The sequence below is a fragment of the Pseudomonas sp. Ps21-P2 genome, assembly GCF_039672565.1.
Taxonomy (GTDB): Bacteria; Pseudomonadota; Gammaproteobacteria; order Pseudomonadales; family Pseudomonadaceae; genus Aquipseudomonas.
Map to the genome: position 1 here is coordinate 251,192 of NZ_JBDFPL010000006.1, position 17,986 is coordinate 269,177.

Consider the following 17,986-nt stretch of genomic DNA (forward strand, 5'->3'; position numbering starts at 1 on the left):
GTGATTGCGCGTCACACGCTGCATTGGCGCAGCAATTGCCTGAATTCGTGCCGGGTTGGTGGAGAATAAGTGTGCTGAGAAAAGTGGGCATCAAAGGCCGCGTCATGCTGCTGACCCTGCTCCCGGCCTGCCTGATGGCGGCGTTGTTGGGGGGTTATTTCACCTGGATGCAACTGACCGAGTTGCAGACCCAGTTGCTCAAGCGTGGCGAAATGATTGCCAACGAGCTGGCGCCGCTGTCCGCCGGCGCGCTGGCCAGCGGCGATCAGGCCATGCTCGAACGCATCGCCGGGCAGGTGCTGGAACAGGCCGACGTGCGCGCGGTGTCGTTCCTTGACGCCGACCGCGCGATGCTGGCCCATGCCGGCCCGAGCATGATCAACCAGGCCCCCATCGGTAACAGCACGCACATGCTGCAGCGCTCGGAAAATGATGCCACCCGCTACCTGATGCCGGTGTTCGGGCGCAGCCGTCATCTGACCGGCGATGTCGTGCCCGCCGAAGCTGACCGTCTGCTGGGCTGGGTCGAGCTGGAACTGTCCCACAACGGCACACTGTTGCGCGGTTATCGCAGCCTGTTTGCCAGCCTGATCCTGATTGTCATCGGCCTCGGCCTGACCGCCATGCTATCGCTGCGCATGAGCCGCACCATCAACGGCCCGATCACTCAGATCAAACACGTCGTCGCTCAACTGAAGGATGGCAATCTGGAAGCGCGACTTCCGCCCATGGGCAGTTACGAGCTGGACGAACTCGGTTCGGGCATCAATCGCATGGCGGCGACGTTGCAGAACGCCCAGGAAGAATTGCAGCACAGCATCGAGCAGGCCACCGAAGACGTGCGCCAGAACCTGGAAACCATCGAAATCCAGAACATCGAGCTGGACCTGGCGCGCAAGGAAGCCCTGGAAGCCAGCCGGATCAAGTCCGAGTTTCTGGCTAACATGAGCCATGAAATCCGCACACCGCTCAACGGCATTCTCGGTTTCACCCACCTGTTGCAGAAAAGCGAACTGACCCCGCGCCAGTACGATTACCTGGGCACCATCGAAAAATCCGCCGACAACTTGCTGAGCATCATCAACGAGATTCTGGATTTCTCGAAGATCGAGGCTGGCAAGCTGGTCCTCGACGCGATTCCGTTCAACCTGCGCGACCTGTTGCAGGACACCCTGACCATTCTCGCCCCCGCCGCCCACGCCAAACAGCTGGAGCTGGTGAGCCTGGTTTATCGCGACACGCCGCTGTCGCTGGTGGGCGATCCGCTGCGCCTGCGGCAGATCCTGACCAACCTCGTCAGCAACGCGATCAAGTTCACCCGCGAAGGCACTATCGTGGCGCGGGCGATGCTGGAGGAGGAGCACGACACCACCGTGCAACTGCGCATCAGCGTGCAGGACACCGGCATCGGCCTCTCCAGTCAGGACGTGCGCGCACTGTTTCAGGCGTTCAGTCAGGCGGACAATTCGCTGTCGCGGCACTCCGGCGGCACTGGGCTGGGGCTGGTGATTTCCAAGCGGCTGGTCGAGCAGATGGGCGGTGAGATTGGCGTCGAGAGCACGCCCGGCGAAGGTTCGGAATTCTGGATCAGCCTGACGCTGCCGAAAACCCGCGACGACCTCGAAGACCTGCCCGCCCCGCCGCTGCTGGGCCGGCGCGTGGCGGTGCTGGAGCATCACGACCTGTCGCGCCAGGCCCTTGAACATCAACTGGAAGACTGCGGCCTGCAGCCGATGGTCTTCAACAATCTGGAAAACCTCATCAATGGCGTGACGGTGGTGCACCAGACGCCCCACGCCATCGACATGGCCGTGCTCGGCGTGACTGCCCACGAGCTGCCGCCCGAGCGCCTGCGCCAGCAGATCTGGGACCTGGAAAACCTCAATTGCAAAGTGCTGGTGCTGTGCCCCACCACCGAACAGGCGCTGTATCAATTTTCCGTGCCCGACGCCTACAACCAGTTGCAGGCCAAGCCGGCGTGTACGCGCAAGTTGCGCCGCGCGCTGTCGGAATTGATTCAGCCCAAGCAACTGCGCAACGAGGTGCCGGAGCCGCTGTCGAGCCGGCCGCCGCGCATTCTCTGTGTGGACGACAACCCGGCGAACCTGTTGCTGGTGCAGACCTTGCTCGAAGACATGGGCGCCAGAGTCAAGGCCGTCGACAGTGGTTATGCGGCGGTGCAAGCGGTGCAGGATGAACCCTTCGATCTGGTGCTGATGGACGTGCAGATGCCGGGCATGGACGGGCGTCAGGCCACCGAAGAAATTCGCAGCTGGGAGAGCGAACGTCAGGCCTCGTCGCTGCCGATCGTCGCCCTCACCGCCCACGCCATGGCCAACGAAAAGCGCGCGCTGTTGCAGAGCGGCATGGACGACTACCTGACCAAGCCGATCAGCGAACGTCAACTGGCGCAGGTGGTACTGAAGTGGACCGGACTGGCGCTGCGCAATCAGGCGCCGGAGCGGCACGTCGAAATCGCCCAGGGCGGTATCAATTTGCAGGTGCTCGATCACGAGGAAGGGCTGCGGCTGGCGGCGGGGAAAGCCGACCTGGCGGCGGACATGCTGGCGATGCTGCTGGCCTCCCTCGCCACCGACCGCGAAGCCATCCTCACTGCCCGCGAGGCCAGGGACAACGTCGCACTGATCGAACGCGTCCACCGCCTTCACGGCGCGACCCGTTACTGCGGCGTCCCGCAATTGCGCGCGGCCTGTCAACGCAGCGAGACCCTGCTGAAGCAGGAATCGGCGGACAGCGACAAGGCACTGGATGAATTGGAGAAGGCGATCAACCGCCTCGAAACCGAGGCCCGTGTGAGTGCTTGATCTGGGTCACTGGTTTTTTGTTCTGTGATGGATAGGCTGCAGGGTTCGAGGGTGGGTCAGGTCAAACGAGGCACTGACAGAACGCCTTCGCGAGCAAGCTCACTCCTACAGTGGATGCGGGGTGCCTAAATCCTACGTTCGACGCGACATTGCAGGCCCATCTATAAAGGAATAACCATGCGCACGCTTGTTTACAGCAGCCAGACCTACGACCGCGAGAGCTTTCTCGGCGCGCAAATCGCGCCGGACATCGAACTGCATTTCCAGCCCGCGCGGTTGACCCTGGACACCGTGGCGCTGGCCGATCAGTACGAGGTGGTCTGCGCCTTCATCAACGACGACCTGAGCGCGCCGGTTCTTGAGCAACTGGCCGCAGGCGGCACCAAGCTGATCGCCCTGCGCTCGGCCGGTTTCAATCACGTCGACCTCGCCGTCGCCAAGCGCCTCGGCCTGAGCGTCGTGCGGGTTCCGGCCTACTCGCCCCATGCCGTGGCCGAGCATGCGGTGGCGTTGATCCTAGCGTTGAACCGCCATCTGCACCGTGCTTACAACCGCACCCGCGACGGCGATTTCAGCCTGCACGGCCTGACCGGTTTCGATCTGGTGGGCAAGACCGTCGGCGTGGTCGGCACGGGGCAGATCGGGGCGACGTTCGCGCGGATCATGGCCGGCTTCGGCTGCCAACTGCTGGCCTACGATCCGTACCCGAACCCGCTGGTCGAGGCACTGGGCGCCCGCTATCTGCCCCTCGACGAATTGCTCGCCGAAGCGCAGATCATCAGCCTGCACTGCCCGCTCAACGAGCACACCCGGCACCTGATCAACCCGAATTCGCTGTCGCGCATGCAGCATGGCGCGATGCTGATCAATACCGGGCGCGGCGCGCTGGTAAACACGCCGGCGCTGATCGACGCGCTCAAAAGCGGTCAGCTGGGTTACCTCGGGCTGGATGTCTATGAAGAGGAGGCGCAGCTGTTTTTCGAAGACCGCTCGGACCTGCCGCTGCAGGACGATGTACTGGCGCGACTGCTGACATTCCCCAATGTAGTGATCACCGCTCATCAGGCGTTTCTGACCAAAGAAGCCCTCGGCGCCATCGCCCAGACTACGCTGGATAACATCACCGGTTGGGCGGCGGGCAGCCCGCAGAATCTGGTGCAGTGAGCGCGTTCTCTGCCGATCCCGGGCCGGTCGGCAGCGAGAATCCCCTCTCTAAAGTGTTAGCATGCGCGCCTATTTGGAGACCCCCATGGCCGAACACGATTTCCGTTACAGCATGCTCACCCCGCAACACACCCTGATCGAATGCCGCAGCCTGGCCGTCGGTCGCTACCAGGTCACCGGCAACGGCGGCTCGATCAAGCCCGACGACGTGCTGCTGGTCACCGTCAAAGGCAGCAAAGAGCTGTTCATGCGCTTGAACGTGGAAAAAGTCCGTCACCTGATCAACCCGACCGGTCAATGGGTCGCCGTTGCCAATGGCCCGGCGTTCACCGAGTTGGCGATCCATCAATGGAAAGTGAACTGCAACGACTGCGGCAAAGAGCGCGACATCGAATTCATGGTCGACGGCAAGGACGGCAAAAAAGCCCTCAAGCCTGCCGCCACCGCACGCATCGAGGAACTGGGCTGGAAGGTCGTCGGCGAGAACCACCTCTGCCCTGCCTGCGCGAAGAAAGCCGCATGAAACCGCTTTTGCTGACACTGCTGGCGGCCACGCTGCTGGCAGGTTGCGCCACCAAACCCCCTGCCCTCAAGCAGGACCACGGTTACGTGCTGGAGTGGATCGGTGAACGTCCGTTGATCGACAACAGCCACCTGACCATGACCCTCGGTAACGACGGCCGCGCCTACGGCAACGCTGGCTGCAATCACTGGTTCGCGTCGTACCAGTTGCAGGGCAATGCGATCACGTTCGGCCCGGTCGGCAGCACCCGCAAACTGTGCGCGCCTGCGCTGATGGAGCAGGAACACCGGTTCCTTGAAGCGATGGGCAAGGTGCAGCGGTGGGATGTGTCGCCCATTGAGCAACTGCGGTTGTGGCCTGCCCAGGGCAAACCGTTGCGGTTCTGGCTGGAAGAGGACTGAGGCTGACTGGCATTTGCAGGAGCGTGGCTTGCCCCGCGACATGGCGTGAAGCGGCAGTGGAAATGACATTCATCCTGAGCATGTTCACTTGCAAGACCGTCCCGACAACGTTAACTTCGGGCTCATGACTACGCCACGCTTCGAATCAACCACAACCTTCACGACCGCCACTGGTGGGTCGCGAGAGGTTGTGTGAATTAAACCAGCACACAATCCCAAAAGACCCGCCAGCAATGGATCGGGTCTTTTTTTTGCCCCGGTTTTGCTGGCACCCACGTAAGGAAACGCACATGTATGCACTTCTGATTCTCGACATGCAGGTAGGGCTTGTTCATGGCCCGGACAAACCTTGGGGCGTCCCGGCGCTTATCAATACATTGAATGAACTCATGAGGAGTGCCCGAGCAACAGGAGCCCCCATCTTTCTTGCCCGCCATATAGGTCCAGCAGGGTCTCCAATTGAGCCGGGCAGCCCGCTCACCGAGCTTGTCCAGGAGTTACAGCTGATGGGTGACGAAGTCATTTTCGAGAAAAAACGCCCCAACGCCTTCGCTCAGACTGACCTGGCAACTCTGCTACGTGAGCGCGAGTGTGACGGCGTCGTCGTTACAGGCATGAAAACTCAATACTGCGTAGACAGTACGTGCCGCGCCGCCCGCGATTGCGGATTTGATGCTGTCCTCATCGCAAACGGACACACCTGTTCCGATACTCCAGGACTCACAGCAGAGGCCATCGTTGCCCACCATAATGCGACGTTAGGTGGACCATTCTGCCGAGTGGTCCAGGCTGAGGAATGGAGTTTTAGTTAACTCCCCTGATCGGCCCTGCCAGCGTCAATCTGCCCTTGGCGCTGTCCTTGCCACAACCCGTTAGCGGTCATAAACAGCCAATCGAGCGCCGATAGGAACGGCACTTGCACGGAATGTTGATACAACGGACATAAGGAAATGACATGAAGGAATGGCAAACATGCCGCATTAGCGAGCAGCAACTGCAGGCCGTGTCGGAGGGCGTTATAAAACACGGTCAGAACTTATCCCGTGAACGGGGCGGCGTAGCGAACCCTATCGCATGCATAGTGTTGGAAGATGGAATCTTGATAGGCGGTGTGACGGGCCGTACCGAATTCCGACGTTTTTTTATCAATTACCTGTGGGTAGACGCCGCTTGCCGAGGGCGGAAACTCGGCACTGAGCTTTTGCACCGACTTGAGGCGCTGGCTCTGGCCCGTGGATGCCGGGAAGCACTCATTGAGACCCTCGATGACGGGGTGGCTGACTGGTATAAACGCTGCGGTTACCGAATCGTTGCGCATCTTCCCGGATACTGCGGGCCTTGGAGTCGCCATACACTTTTGAAAACACTGAATCCGGAAAGTGGTGCTTGAGGCGCGACTTGCCCGAGTCACCTTAACCAGATCAAGCTATTTATGCTCTACGCTCGCACGCACAAAGGCTGCACTGTTGCACAGGTGAGAGACCCAAAACCTGGCAAAGCTAAACGCGCGTTCGACACCCAGCATTTGCCCAGGAAAACTTCAATGCGACGTGCTTACTCAGTCCACGTTTTTCTGACCCGTTCTTTGGGAGGCGAACGCCAGTATCTGATTTTCCAGCGTGCGGCTCGCAACGATCTAGACTTGCCAGCGTTCTTTCAGGGCATATCGGGCGCGCTTGAAGATCAGGAAAGCTTCCAGGACGCGGCAGTTCGCGAAGTGTTCGAAGAAACTGAGCTGCGCATCAACAGCCCAATCTACTCCGGCTTCAGTCACCACTATCCGATCAAGGAGCAATGGCGAAAGCACTATGGTGCGGAGCCTCAGCAAGTAGAGGAGCGCGTCTTTACTGTAGATGTTTCGGGCATGGAAGATCCCGTCCTCTCAGCGGAGCACACATCATTTCGCTGGCTTCGGCTTACCGAGGCGCTGCCATTGCTGACTTACGGCGCAAATGCGGAATGTCTTCTCAGTGTTGATCAACTATGGTCGCGCGCCATTGGCCAAGCTGTTCCCAACTGAATGAGCGCGGCATGCAATGTTTCTTTGAGCTCAAACTCCTTGGCATCTTCGCGAGCAAGCTCGCTTCCACAATTTCGTGCATCGGCAGAGCCATCTGGGTGTTGTTTGATGAGGCTGGCTGGGCTGACGGATGCGTTTTGCATCCGTCACCTGTTCGACGACAACGGCTGGAATTCGCCGCGCTCCAGGTTTTGCACCTTGTTGCCCATGGCGTCAGTGGCATTGAGATCCGCGCCTTTGGCTGCCAGTGCGTCAAGAACATCCTTGCGATGGAACAGCGCCGCGTACATGGCGGCGGTCTGACCCGCGTTATTGCGTTGATCGGGCGCGCAATTGGCGTCGACCAGTTGGCGAGCGATGCTGAGTTCGCCTTTGAAGATCGCCCCCATCAACGCCGTGTTGCCCCTTAAATCTTTAGCGCAGGGATCAGCGCCCGCATTGAGCAGTTGGGTGACGGTCGATTGTTGGCCGTGGTACGCGGCGAGAATCAGGGCGGTGTAGCCTTTTTCGTCCTGTACGTTCAGGTCGAACTTTGCGTCGATGAATTCGTTGAGCATGTCTTGGCGGCCGTCTCGGGCAGCCTGGAAAAACAGCTCCCGAAGTTGCGCCTGGGTGTCGCCGGCAGTGTCGGCAGCGGTGCCGCTATCGGATGGGCTGGCCTGGGCCACGCCCGCCGCCAGACACAGCAGCAACACATAAAGGGTTCTGCGCATGTGATGTCCTCCAGAAACCCCGACCCGCCGTGCAAACGGGTCGGGGTGATCGGTCAGTCCTGCAGTGCAGCGGCCAGTTGCTTGACCTTGGCCAGATCGCCATTGGCAACCTTGGTCACGCCAGTGCCGTATTCCGGATCTGCCTTGTAGAGGAACGACAGCATGATGTTCTTGCTCTCGGTATCGGTGGTCGCCAGGGATTCACCAAAGCTCTGGATCAGGTCCTTGCGGTCCTTCTCGCTGTAGGAACGATACAAGTCGCCCGCCTGCTTGAAGTTTTGCTCTTTCTGGATCTTGGCTTGTTGTGTGCTGCCGGACAGTGGCAGTTGGCTGTAGCGCGCCTCTTCAACCGCTGGACGCGGATTGAGTCGGCTTGGCTCGTAGTTCACGCCAGTCGTGGTGTGCCCGGTATTGAGCGGGCCGTCCTGGTTGCCGTTGTTGACCTTGACCCGTGGCGCGTTGATCGGGAGGCTCAACACGTTAGGCCCCACGCGATAGAGCTGGGTGTCCGCGTAGGAAAATACTCGGCCTTGCAGCAGGCGATCTTCCGAAGGCTCGATACCCGGGACGACGTTGGCGGGCGCCATGGCGACCTGCTCGGTCTCCTGGAAGAAGTTATCCACGTTCTTGTTCAAGACCATCTGGCCGATTTTGCGCTCGGGAATATTGGGCCAGATTTTGGTGGCGTCCAGCGGGTCGAAGTCGAACTTCGCCAGGTCCTCAGGCTTGACCACCTGGACGTACAGGTCCCATTTCGGGAAGTCACCCTTGTTGATGGCGCCCACCAGATCGTGGGTCAGGTGGCTGTAGTCCTTGGACTGCACTTCAGCGACCTGCTTGGGATCGAGGTTTTTCAGGCCCTGCAGGCTTTTCCAGTGAAACTTCACATAGTTGACTTCGCCCTTGGCGTTCACCAGTTTGTAGGCGTGTACGCCGTTGCCGTCCATGGTGCGATAGCTGGCGGGTGTGCCTTCGTTGGAGTACAGCAAGGTCAACGTGCGCGTGGCTTCCGGGACGTGGGAGAAGAAATCGAAACGTCGCGAATCGTCATCCAGGTTGGTGCGCGGGTCAGGCTTGAAGGCGTGGACCATGTCCGGGAACTTGATCGCGTCGCGGATGAAGAACGTCGGGAAGTTGTTACCGACCAGGTCCCAATTGCCGTCGGCCGTGTAGAACTTGGTGGCAAAGCCGCGCGGGTCACGCAGGGTTTCAGGGGAGTGATTGCCGTGGACAACGGCGGAGAACCGCACGAACACCGGGGTGTGCTCGCCTTTGCGGAAGACCGTGGCCTTGCTCAGATCGGAGGCGTCGTCGGATGCAACGAATTCGCCATGCACGCCAGTACCGCGAGCATGCACGACACGCTCTGGAATGCGTTCACGATCAAAGCGCTGGAGTTTTTGCAGCAACTGCACATCTTGCAGCAGGACCGGACCGTTTGGGCCGGCAGTCTGGGAGTTCTGGTTATCGCCAACGGCGGCGCCATTGTCGCGGGTCAGGGTGTCAGCGTACGCTGCAGAACTGACCATCAGGCTCGCGCCAATCAGGCTGGCGGCAATATGGGAGCGGGGTAAGTACATCGCGGACTCTCTCTTTCTGGTTGTTCTGAGAGTCAAAGCCTACGGCTAGAGCCCGCGATTGCTGAATTAGTTCTGGCTATGCGTTTGATAGGTTTAAAAATATTGACGGTCAACCGACGGGCATCACCATCCTGCGCCGCAACAGCTGCTTGCCCAGCGCTTGCCCTCTGAGCTCGACATAGTGATAAGTCGCGCTGGAAATCGTCGCGACTACCGCCAGAATCAGCAGCACCATCAGGTTATTCAACCAGCCGTGCCCGGTGTCCAGGTAGCGGATGTCATCCAGCATCGGCGCGGCAGCAAAACCGGTTTTTTTCTGCACCACCATAAAAGCCGAAATCACGAAGAACAGCACGGCCAGATGGGTCAGGTAGATGGAGTAGGACCACCGCCCCAGACGGGCGAAGCATTCGTGCTTGAGCACCCGCGACAGCGCCCCGCCATCAAAGGCAAACAGCACGATGGTGACGCAAAACACCGCGCTCGCCGCCAATACCTTTTGCGGCAACTCACTGGTCAGCACCCACCAGATGCAGATGGCTGCCAAGGCTTCCAGCACGCTAAGCAGCGCAAAGCCCGGCGCAATCCAGCGTCTGAGGCGGTTGAAAAAGCCGTAGGCCAAGGCCCCGGCAAAGAAACAGCCCAGGCCTTTTTGCGCGTAGACGGTCAGTACATCAATCTGGCTGTACAGCAGCGCAAATCCGCCGAGGGCGATGACGGTCCACAGCAGGTATCGGCGAGTGGACGCCATGAACAGGGTTGCGGCGAAGACCATGTAGGTCCAGTACTCGATGCTGATGCTCCAGGACGCGGTGTTGAATGACAGGTTTTCCGTCAGGTGCGTCCAGCTTTGCAGCAGCAGGAGATTGGGCAGGATCTCCGACGGTGCATAGATGCCGGTAAACGGCGGCTGGTTAAAGGAAAAACCTTTTTTGTAGGCGGCGTATTTGAGAAATTCCAGGCCAATGAATACCGCCAGCATGAAGACATGCAGGGGTAGCAGGCGAAAGGTGCGGGAAACCAGGAAGTGGCTGACGTCCAGATGAGGCTTGCTGCCGTAGGCGTGAGCCATCACGAAGCCACTGAGGACAAAGAAGAACTCGACGAACAGGTCGGCGTTGGAGAAGAACGTCCACTCCGTGATGCTGCCGACGACATGGGTGTGATAAAGGACGACCGCTATTGCGCAGAGACCGCGCAGGCTGTCCAGCGCGTGAAATCGTGTCACTTCTTGCATGTAAACCCCCGATTGGTTGCCATCGCTCGAAAGCGCCTAAAGCAACCCATCGGGTTCGGTCGCGTACTACCTCAGGCAGAACCATAGTGCAGGGATGGGTTTGTGCAAGGAGCGTTGGTCGAAGATGTAACCGAGTTGAATCCCGGGGCCGCAGGTATCTAGGCAGAGATAAGCCGCTAGGGCCGATCGGCGCCCCTTGGAGCGCCAAATCACAAATGCAGTGCTGGCCCTTTAAGCACAGCGCCATCTGCCGAAGGAACTCGTACACGCAGTGCAATCAGCAACGCGGCCAGCAGCATCAGCACGGCCGCCGCCAGAAAAACGCCTGCGCTGCCACCGACGCTGAACATGGCACCACCCGCAGCTGCGCCTGTGGCGATGGCCGATTGTACAGACGCCACCACCATGCCCCCGGCGCTTTCCGCCTGGTCAGGGACCGCGCTGGCGACCCAGTTCGACCACGCCACCGGCACACCGCCAAACGCCAAGCCCCAGACCGCCAGCAGGACGGCCTGCCCTGGCACAGAGGCTGGCAACAGGACCAACGCCAGTGCCGCAACGCCTACCAGCGCGGGCATCAACACCAGGGTGGCCAGCGGGTGACGAGTCAGCAACCACCCCGCCACCAACGTGCCGACAAAGTTCGCCACACCAAAACCCAGCAGCATCAGCGACAGCCCCTGCGGGCCAACGCCAGTCGTGCCTTCGAGGAATGGCCGGATATACGTGAACATCGCAAAGTGGCCGCTGTGCACCAGCACGCAACCGAACATCCCCATGGCGATGCCCGGGCGCAGCAGCACTTCAAGTACCGTACTCAGACGGGCCGGACGGCGTGGCGCGAGACTCGGCAGCGTGAACGAGTGGAATGCCAGGGTCACCACCCCCACCGCTGCCGCTGCAAAGAACGCGCTGCGCCAGCCATATAGCCCGCCCAGATAACTGCCCAGCGGGACTGCAACCACTGTCCCGATGGCGATGCCGCTGAAAATGATCGAGAGCGCTCGCGGCAACAAGGCCCCCGGCACCAAGCGCATCGCCACCGCCGCCGCCATGCTCCAGAACCCGCCAAGCGCGATGCCCAGCAGGATACGCATCGCCAAAAGCACCGCGAAACTGGAGGAAACCGCGACCAACAGATTGGAAGCGATCATCAACGTGGAAAAACCCAGTAGCACCCAGCGGCGATCAATGCTGCGAGTCAGGCCGGGCACCAACAGGCCCGCGAACAGTGCCACCACAGCGGTTACCGTTACCGCTTGGCCAGCCAGCGCTTCGGACACCGCCAGCTCCTTCGCCATTGGCGTCAACAGGCTGGCCGGGAGGTACTCGGCAGTCAGCAAACCGAATACGCCCATGGCCAACGAGAACACGGCCATCCACGCGGGGGTTGCAGGTTCTACATCCGGCCCGGTGCGGGAACGGCTGTCGGGTACGGCATTGCATGTAAGGTCGGTCATTGCACAGATCTCCCAATCTTCAATTGCGACCCGCAGTCTAGGCGGGTGAATCCGGATGATCTATGATCGAAAAACCCGTTTTTTTGACTGAAACTCCTGAACAATGCCACCAGATCAATTTGCTCTTTCTTCCGATCTCATCAACGAGCTGTTGCGCGGCATGCGCCTGCGCGGTGTCGAGTACCGGCGCATCCAGGCGGGCCCGACCTTCGGCCTGGGCTTCGATGCCAAACCCGGACATGCCTGGTTCCACTTCCTGGCGGTCGGCAATGCGGTGCTGCGCATGGATGACGGGACGACCTATGCGCTGTCCGCCGGTAACGCCGTGTTCATCTCCCACGGCGCAGCCCATCAGTTGCTCTCGCATGCGCACGCGCCCGTGCAGGACATCGACCTTCTGAACGGCGAGCCCCTCGGCGACACCGTCAGCGCCGTAGATACCGGAACCGATGCCGGCTCCACGCCGACCACGCTGGTGTTCAGTGGCTGCATGGAATTCGAGTTGGGTAGCCTGCATGGCCTTGGGAAGCTGATGCCGGGCCTCATGCTGATCGATGCCGGCGGCCAGCGTTATCCCGGGCTGGTGCCTATTCTCGCCACCATGGAGCGCGAGGTCAGCGCCGCACGCGTCGGCTTCGCCGGCATCCTTGCGCGACTGGCCGACGTGGTCGCCGCCATGGTCGTTCGCGGTTGGGTCGAGTGCGCTTGCGGCAACGCTTCCGGCCTGGTCGCCGCTCTGCGCGATCCGCGGCTGGCAGGTGCCCTTCTGGCGCTGCATCAGCAACCGGGCCGCGACTGGACCGTCGAGCAACTGGCGGCGCACTGCAATACGTCCCGCTCGGTCTTTGCAGAGCGTTTTCAACTGACGATTGGCATGACCCCGCTGCGCTACGTCACTGAAGTGCGAATGCGGCTTGCCAGCCAGTGGCTGACGCTGGAAAGGGTACCGATTGAAGAGGTCGCGCAGCGTTTGAGCTATACGTCTCAGGCAGCGTTCAGCCGGGCGTTCAAGCGTGTTACGGGTAAAACGCCCGGGTTGGGTCGTAGGTTGAGCCAGGCGGCTGCGACCTGACGCTGGGTGAAGGTAGCGTTACTACCTACGTCCACGTGATGGAACATTGACAATCGGTAGACGGCACGCTGGCTGAAGCGTGCCTTCGGCATCACATCGCAGCCTTCGCGCTGAACGCTTACAGGCACGCATCGCTTCTTCAATCAGCCCATGTAGGGCGGATAGTCGACATAGCCTTTTGCATCGCCGCCGTAATAGGTGTCGCGATCCGGCTCGGTCAACGTCCAGCCGTTTTTCAGCCGAGCGACCAGATCAGGATTTGCAATGAAGGGCTGCCCGAATGCCGCCAGATCGATCAGGCCGGCGTGGAGCAGCTCTTCAGCGCGTTCACGGGTCATGTCCCCGGCAAGAATCAATGCGGTCTTGCCCAGCTGGGTTTTGCAGTCTTTGAGCAGGTCACGAAGCGCTTGCTCCTGGGCAGCCGAGCCTTCCTCTGCCATGAAGAAGTGGGTCTGATCCATTACGTGAACGTAAGCGATGCCGCGCTGGCTCATGCCCGCACAGAGCGCTGAGTAGGTTTCGTCGATCTGCGGATACAGCGGCATATCGAACAACTGGCCGTATGGCGAAATCCGGATACCCACTCGATCAGCGCCGATTCTGGCGGCTGCCGCATCGACGACCTCGAATACGAAACGCAAACGATTTTCCAGCGTGTCTGCTGAGTAGCGATCGGTTCGGTCATTCACCAGCGGATTCAGGAATTGCTCAAGCAGATAGCCGTTGGCGCCATGAATTTCCACCCCGTCGAACCCGGCCGCGATAGCGTTTTCAGCAGCCTGGGCGAAATCTTCAACCACGCGTGCTACCTCTTCGGTGGTCAACGGTCGTGGCGTGGATGTGGCCACAAAACCCGGCTCCCCGTCTTCCGTGTAACCAAAGGCAACTGCGCCTTGGGCTTGTTTGCTGGTAGCGCTGACGGGCGCTTTGCCGTCGATCTGAATGGAAGTGTGGGACACGCGGCCAACGTGCCACAGCTGGGCGAACATCTTCCCGCCGACGCTGTGGACCGAGTCGATGACCAGCTTCCATCCTTTGATCTGCTCTTCGGTATAGATGCCCGGGTTGAAGAGATAACCCTGGCCCTCACGAGAGATCGGCGTGCCTTCCGAAACAATTAAACCGGCGGTGCCGCGTTGGGTGTAGTGCAGGGCGATTTGCTCCGTCGCAATGTCGTCAGGGGCGCGCGACCGGGTCATCGGTGCCATGACGATGCGGTTGCCAAGCGTTGTGGCGCCGAGTTCGTATGCTTCAAATAAGGTCATGATTAGTTCTCCTGAAGTGCCCGCTGTGGGGCGCGAAGGTTGGATTCGTGGTTGGCGCGAGCGAGCAGCTCGATAGCACGCTGTCGGTTTGCTTCGCCGGGGATCATGGGGATGACCATCATCTGATCGGTCTGATACTGCGACGCGATGCGCTGCAGTTGCTGAATCGCCAACGGACCGTCGCCAACAACCACGCGCATGCGGTTGAGCGCGACTCGATCGCGTGCTTCAGCGCTGTATTGCGTAGGGTCGACCGCCTCGGGCAGCGCCAACGCCTCGGCTGGGGCAACAGACTCTGCCCGCAGCAACCAGTCATCAAAGCTGGTCGCCAGCCGCTCGGCCTGCTCGACGGTGTCGGCCACTACTGCGAATACAGCAACGATGACACTGGGCGCGGCATGCAGTTTTGATGGACGAAAGTTGGCGCGATAATGCTCGGCGGCCAGCACACCTTGCTGATGATGGGGGTTGATGAAGTGCGCAAACGTGAAGCCCATCCCTTCCAGAGCGGCCAGTTCAGCGGTACTGCCGCTGGCACCCAGTATGTGCAACTCAGGGAGGGTCGTGATCCGAGGTGCAGCGTAGATCGGCTGCGGCTGATCGCCTGCCCCCTCTTTGTCATCAAGGAGCAGAGCCTTGAGGTCCTTGAGCTTGGCCGGGAAAGGAATCTGGTGTGTCTTCTCATCATTGAGGGCACGAGTGACGCGTTGGTCCGCTCCGGGCGCCCTCCCTACTCCCAGGTCTATCCGCCCCGGGTACAACGCCTCCAGCACACGCGCTGTCTCGGCAACTTTGTACGCGCTGTAATGCGGCAGCATGATGCCACCCGAGCCAACCCTGATCGTCTCCGTATGGGCGGCAATCTGCATCATCAACAGCTCGGGGCTGCTTCCCGCCTGAACCCTGGATTGATGGTGCTCCGCCACCCAGTAGCGTTCGTAGCCCAAAGACTCGGCTGCTTGCGCCAGCCGCGTAGTGGCCCATAGCGCATCGCCGGCGGTAAAGCCGTCGTCTACTGGGGAATGGTCAAGAATGCTAAGTCTCACTGCGCCCTCCGGACAAAGAACACAGCCTATTGGAGAAACGATGCGAGATTTCGGCTCATTTTTACCGAATCACATGAATTCAATTCACCAATGAGCTTTTCTACCCGGCTAGAGGACCTTCACAGTGGTATCACTGCAACTGGCGAACCTGCTCGTCTACAAAAACGCATCAAGAAGACAGGACATGGGGCAATTGGAGGCGTGGGTCAGGCTCCATTTCCCTTTAGTATTACGTCCGTCACTTCATCACTGCCTGAAGAGGAATACGCTATGCCGCTTGTACGGATTGATATCTCCGCCGACACACCCGATGGGACAGTTGCCGCAATCGGTGACGTGATTTACGAAGCAATGATCAGCACGGCGAACGTGCCCGAACATGACCGATTTCAGATCATTCACCGCCATGCCAGCGATGAACTGGTGTATCCGGCTGAGGGCTATCTGGGCATTACCTACACAAAGAACATCGTGTTCATTCGGGTGGCCTGGAACGAAGGGCGAACCATTGACGTGAAGAAGGCGTTTTATAAGGCTATCGCCCAAGGCATTCATGACAGGACCGGGCACAGACAGGAAGACATCTGGATCAGTCTGATTGATAACAAGAAGGAGAACTGGTCCTTCGGAAACGGGGAAATGCAGTACGCGCCCTGAAATAAACAAGTAGACGTGCGGACGGGCCGCTAATGGGCCGATAGCCGGCAGCTATGGCCGGCTTCATCCAGTCGCCCGCAGGAACTATGCGGGTCGGCGACTACCGATACCCACGCGCCTGGATGCTGAACAGGCTCGCATAGCGCCCGCCGCCAGCCATCAGTTGCACGTGAGTGCCTTGTTCCAGAATCCGGCCCTGATCCAGCACGATGATGTGATCGGCGTTGCGCACGCTGGAGAATCGGTGAGAAATGAGCAACGTCATGCGCCCCTTCGCGTACTCGCGGAAGTGCTCGAACACGGCGGCCTCGGCGGCAGCGTCGAGGGCGGCCGTCGGTTCGTCCAGAATCAGCAGATCAGCCTCACGGCGCATGTAGGCCCGCGACAGCGCCAGCTTTTGCCATTGCCCACCCGACAGTTCCTGCCCACCGGCGAACCAGCGCCCCAACTGCGTGTGATAGCCGTTGCTCAAGCGTTCGATGAACTCGGCGGCGATCCCTTGAGTGGCCGCATCGCGCCAACGGTCCTGGTCATCGAACGCGTCGACGTCACCCACCCCAAGGTTTTCGCCGACGGTCATCTGGTACCGGATGTAGTCCTGAAAGATCACCCCGATGCGCTGGTGCAAGGCCTGTTCGTCCCAGTCCTGCAAATCGCTGCCGTCCAGCAGGATCCGGCCTTGGTCAGGCGTATAGAGCCGGGTCAGCAGTTTGATCAAGGTGGTTTTACCGGAGCCGTTTTCGCCCACCAGCGCCAGGCTCATGCCGGGCGTCAGGTGCAGGCTGATGCCGCTGAGCGTGGGCTGAGCGGCCCCCGGATAGCGGAACCCCAGGCCCTCGCAGCGCAGGCCGTCGCCCGGGCGAGCACCGGCCTTTAACGTGCCGCGTGCAGCTGCCACCGGCACCCCAAGGTATTCGTAGAGGTCAGACAGGTAGAGGCCATCCTCGTACAAACCGGCAATCGCGCTGAGGCTGGCCGTGATAGCGACCTGGCCTTGCTTGAACAGCACCAGGTACATCGTCATCTGCCCCAGTGTGGTCTGGCCGCGCACGGTGTCCATGACTACCCAGGCGTAGGCCACGTAGAACGCGGCTGTGCCCAATAGCCCGAGGGCAAAGCCCCAAGTGTCGCGTCGCACGGTGAGTCGGCGGTCTTCGGCGTACAGGCGCGTGAAATTGTCGCGATAGCGTTGCAGCAACAATGGCGCCATGCCGAAAAGCTTCACTTCCTTGGTGTGCGACTCATGGGACAGTAATGCTTCCAAGTAATTTTGCTGGCGCGTTTCCGGGGCGCGGCGCTGAAACAGGCGGAAGGCATTACCGGAAAAATGCGTCTCGGCGAAGAACACCGGCAGCGCGCCGAGCACCAGGATCAGCAACGCCCACGGGGAAAAATGCACCAGCAGCACCGCAAAGCTGACCAGCGAGATCAGGTTTTGCGTCAGCCCCAAGCCTTTTGTGACGAGGCCCAGTGGCCGGGTCGATGCATCGCGGCGCACGCGCACCAATTTGTCGTAAAAGGTCGAGTCCTCGAACTGCAGCAGCGAAAGGGTCTGGGCCTTTTCCAGGATCATCAGATTGACCTTCTGCCCCAACTGCACCCGCAGCAGCGCCTGTTGCATTGAAAGCGCCCGTTGCGCCGCGGCCAGCAACGCCAATACGCCCGCCTCGGCCAACACGTAACGCAGGACAGGCCACACCGGCGCCTGGCTGCCATTGGCGTGGATCTGCATCGCCTGAACCACCGCATCGACGATCCGCTGGCCGATCCAGGCAGCCAGCGCGGGCAAAATGCCGGCGATCAGCGTCGCCACGATCAAGCCGGCGAACAAGGGGCGGGAAGTCGCCCAAACAAGGCCGACCGCCCTGCCGCTCTGGGTTGAAAATGCAGTCAAACGATTGAACAACGACATCAAAGGCGCAGGCTCCGGATTGGCGGTGACGGGGGATTGTAGCGGCTAGTTCGGCACGCTTCCCCGGTCTTGTGGGTAGCCATCTGGATAATCAGGGGCGATTCAGGCTTT

At 60.3% G+C, this 17,986-nt stretch carries 16 protein-coding genes; 9 read left to right on the plus strand and 7 right to left on the minus strand.

Going from position 1 to position 17,986, the window contains the following annotated elements; genetic code table 11:
- Positions 1-71: 71 nt before the first annotated feature.
- The 7 genes from ABEH28_RS17080 to ABEH28_RS17110 all read left to right on the plus strand — a co-directional run bounded on the left by ABEH28_RS17080 (position 72) and on the right by ABEH28_RS17110 (position 6,933).
- Complete coding sequence (locus tag ABEH28_RS17080) at positions 72-2,825, plus strand: response regulator (RefSeq protein WP_192172955.1); 2,754 nt, start codon at positions 72-74, stop codon at positions 2,823-2,825.
- A 177-nt stretch (positions 2,826-3,002) separates the two neighbouring features.
- Positions 3,003-3,989 (plus strand): 2-hydroxyacid dehydrogenase, encoded by a 987-nt coding sequence (locus ABEH28_RS17085; RefSeq protein ID WP_346630626.1) that lies wholly within the window; start codon positions 3,003-3,005, stop codon positions 3,987-3,989.
- A gap of 85 nt (positions 3,990-4,074) precedes the next feature.
- Complete coding sequence (locus ABEH28_RS17090) at positions 4,075-4,512, plus strand: hypothetical protein (protein WP_065992852.1); 438 nt, start codon at positions 4,075-4,077, stop codon at positions 4,510-4,512.
- Positions 4,509-4,913, plus strand: coding sequence for an META domain-containing protein (locus ABEH28_RS17095; RefSeq protein WP_346630627.1), 405 nt, complete (start codon positions 4,509-4,511; stop codon positions 4,911-4,913). The genes ABEH28_RS17090 and ABEH28_RS17095 overlap by 4 nt, the downstream gene beginning before the upstream one ends.
- 290 nt (positions 4,914-5,203) lie before the next feature.
- The gene (locus tag ABEH28_RS17100; RefSeq protein ID WP_346630628.1) at positions 5,204-5,725 is read left to right on the plus strand and encodes a cysteine hydrolase family protein; all 522 of its coding nucleotides are present in this window, start codon (positions 5,204-5,206) and stop codon (positions 5,723-5,725) included.
- 143 nt (positions 5,726-5,868) lie between these two features.
- A complete protein-coding gene (locus tag ABEH28_RS17105; RefSeq protein ID WP_346630629.1) occupies positions 5,869-6,303 on the plus strand; it encodes a GNAT family N-acetyltransferase in 435 nt (144 codons plus the stop codon).
- 153 nt (positions 6,304-6,456) lie between these two features.
- Positions 6,457-6,933: an NUDIX domain-containing protein gene (locus ABEH28_RS17110; protein WP_282371774.1), complete on the plus strand. Its 477-nt coding sequence runs from the start codon at positions 6,457-6,459 to the stop codon at positions 6,931-6,933.
- Positions 6,934-7,079: 146 nt separating this feature from the next.
- Here ABEH28_RS17110 and ABEH28_RS17115 read toward each other — a convergent pair whose 3' ends face one another.
- The 4 genes from ABEH28_RS17115 to ABEH28_RS17130 form a co-directional block, all read right to left on the minus strand.
- A complete protein-coding gene (locus ABEH28_RS17115) occupies positions 7,080-7,646 on the minus strand; it encodes an ankyrin repeat domain-containing protein (RefSeq protein ID WP_346630630.1) in 567 nt (188 codons plus the stop codon).
- A gap of 53 nt (positions 7,647-7,699) precedes the next feature.
- Positions 7,700-9,175, minus strand: a complete 1,476-nt coding sequence (gene katB / locus ABEH28_RS17120; RefSeq protein ID WP_244655949.1) for a catalase KatB — start codon at positions 9,173-9,175, stop codon at positions 7,700-7,702.
- 160 nt (positions 9,176-9,335) lie between these two features.
- Positions 9,336-10,463: an acyltransferase gene (locus tag ABEH28_RS17125; RefSeq protein ID WP_346630631.1), complete on the minus strand. Its 1,128-nt coding sequence runs from the start codon at positions 10,461-10,463 to the stop codon at positions 9,336-9,338.
- Between the two features lie 209 nt (positions 10,464-10,672).
- A complete protein-coding gene (locus tag ABEH28_RS17130; protein WP_346630632.1) occupies positions 10,673-11,923 on the minus strand; it encodes an MFS transporter in 1,251 nt (416 codons plus the stop codon).
- 103 nt (positions 11,924-12,026) lie between these two features.
- Between ABEH28_RS17130 and ABEH28_RS17135 the strand changes: the two genes are divergently transcribed.
- A complete protein-coding gene (locus tag ABEH28_RS17135) occupies positions 12,027-12,995 on the plus strand; it encodes an AraC family transcriptional regulator (RefSeq protein WP_346627592.1) in 969 nt (322 codons plus the stop codon).
- A 143-nt stretch (positions 12,996-13,138) separates the two neighbouring features.
- On the opposite strand, the gene ABEH28_RS17140 is transcribed toward ABEH28_RS17135, so the two are convergent.
- Both ABEH28_RS17140 and ABEH28_RS17145 read right to left on the minus strand, forming a co-directional pair.
- On the minus strand, positions 13,139-14,260 hold the full coding sequence (locus ABEH28_RS17140) for an alkene reductase (protein WP_192172877.1): 1,122 nt from the start codon (positions 14,258-14,260) through the stop codon (positions 13,139-13,141).
- Positions 14,261-14,262: 2 nt separating this feature from the next.
- A complete protein-coding gene (locus tag ABEH28_RS17145; RefSeq protein ID WP_192172878.1) occupies positions 14,263-15,306 on the minus strand; it encodes an MsnO8 family LLM class oxidoreductase in 1,044 nt (347 codons plus the stop codon).
- A gap of 90 nt (positions 15,307-15,396) precedes the next feature.
- On the opposite strand from ABEH28_RS17145, the gene ABEH28_RS17150 reads away from it, so the two are divergent.
- Entirely contained in the window at positions 15,397-15,963 is a 567-nt protein-coding gene (locus ABEH28_RS17150) for a tautomerase family protein (protein WP_346630633.1), read from the plus strand.
- Between the two features lie 100 nt (positions 15,964-16,063).
- On the opposite strand, the gene ABEH28_RS17155 is transcribed toward ABEH28_RS17150, so the two are convergent.
- Positions 16,064-17,875 (minus strand): ABC transporter ATP-binding protein, encoded by a 1,812-nt coding sequence (locus ABEH28_RS17155; RefSeq protein WP_346630634.1) that lies wholly within the window; start codon positions 17,873-17,875, stop codon positions 16,064-16,066.
- Positions 17,876-17,986: the final 111 nt, after the last annotated feature.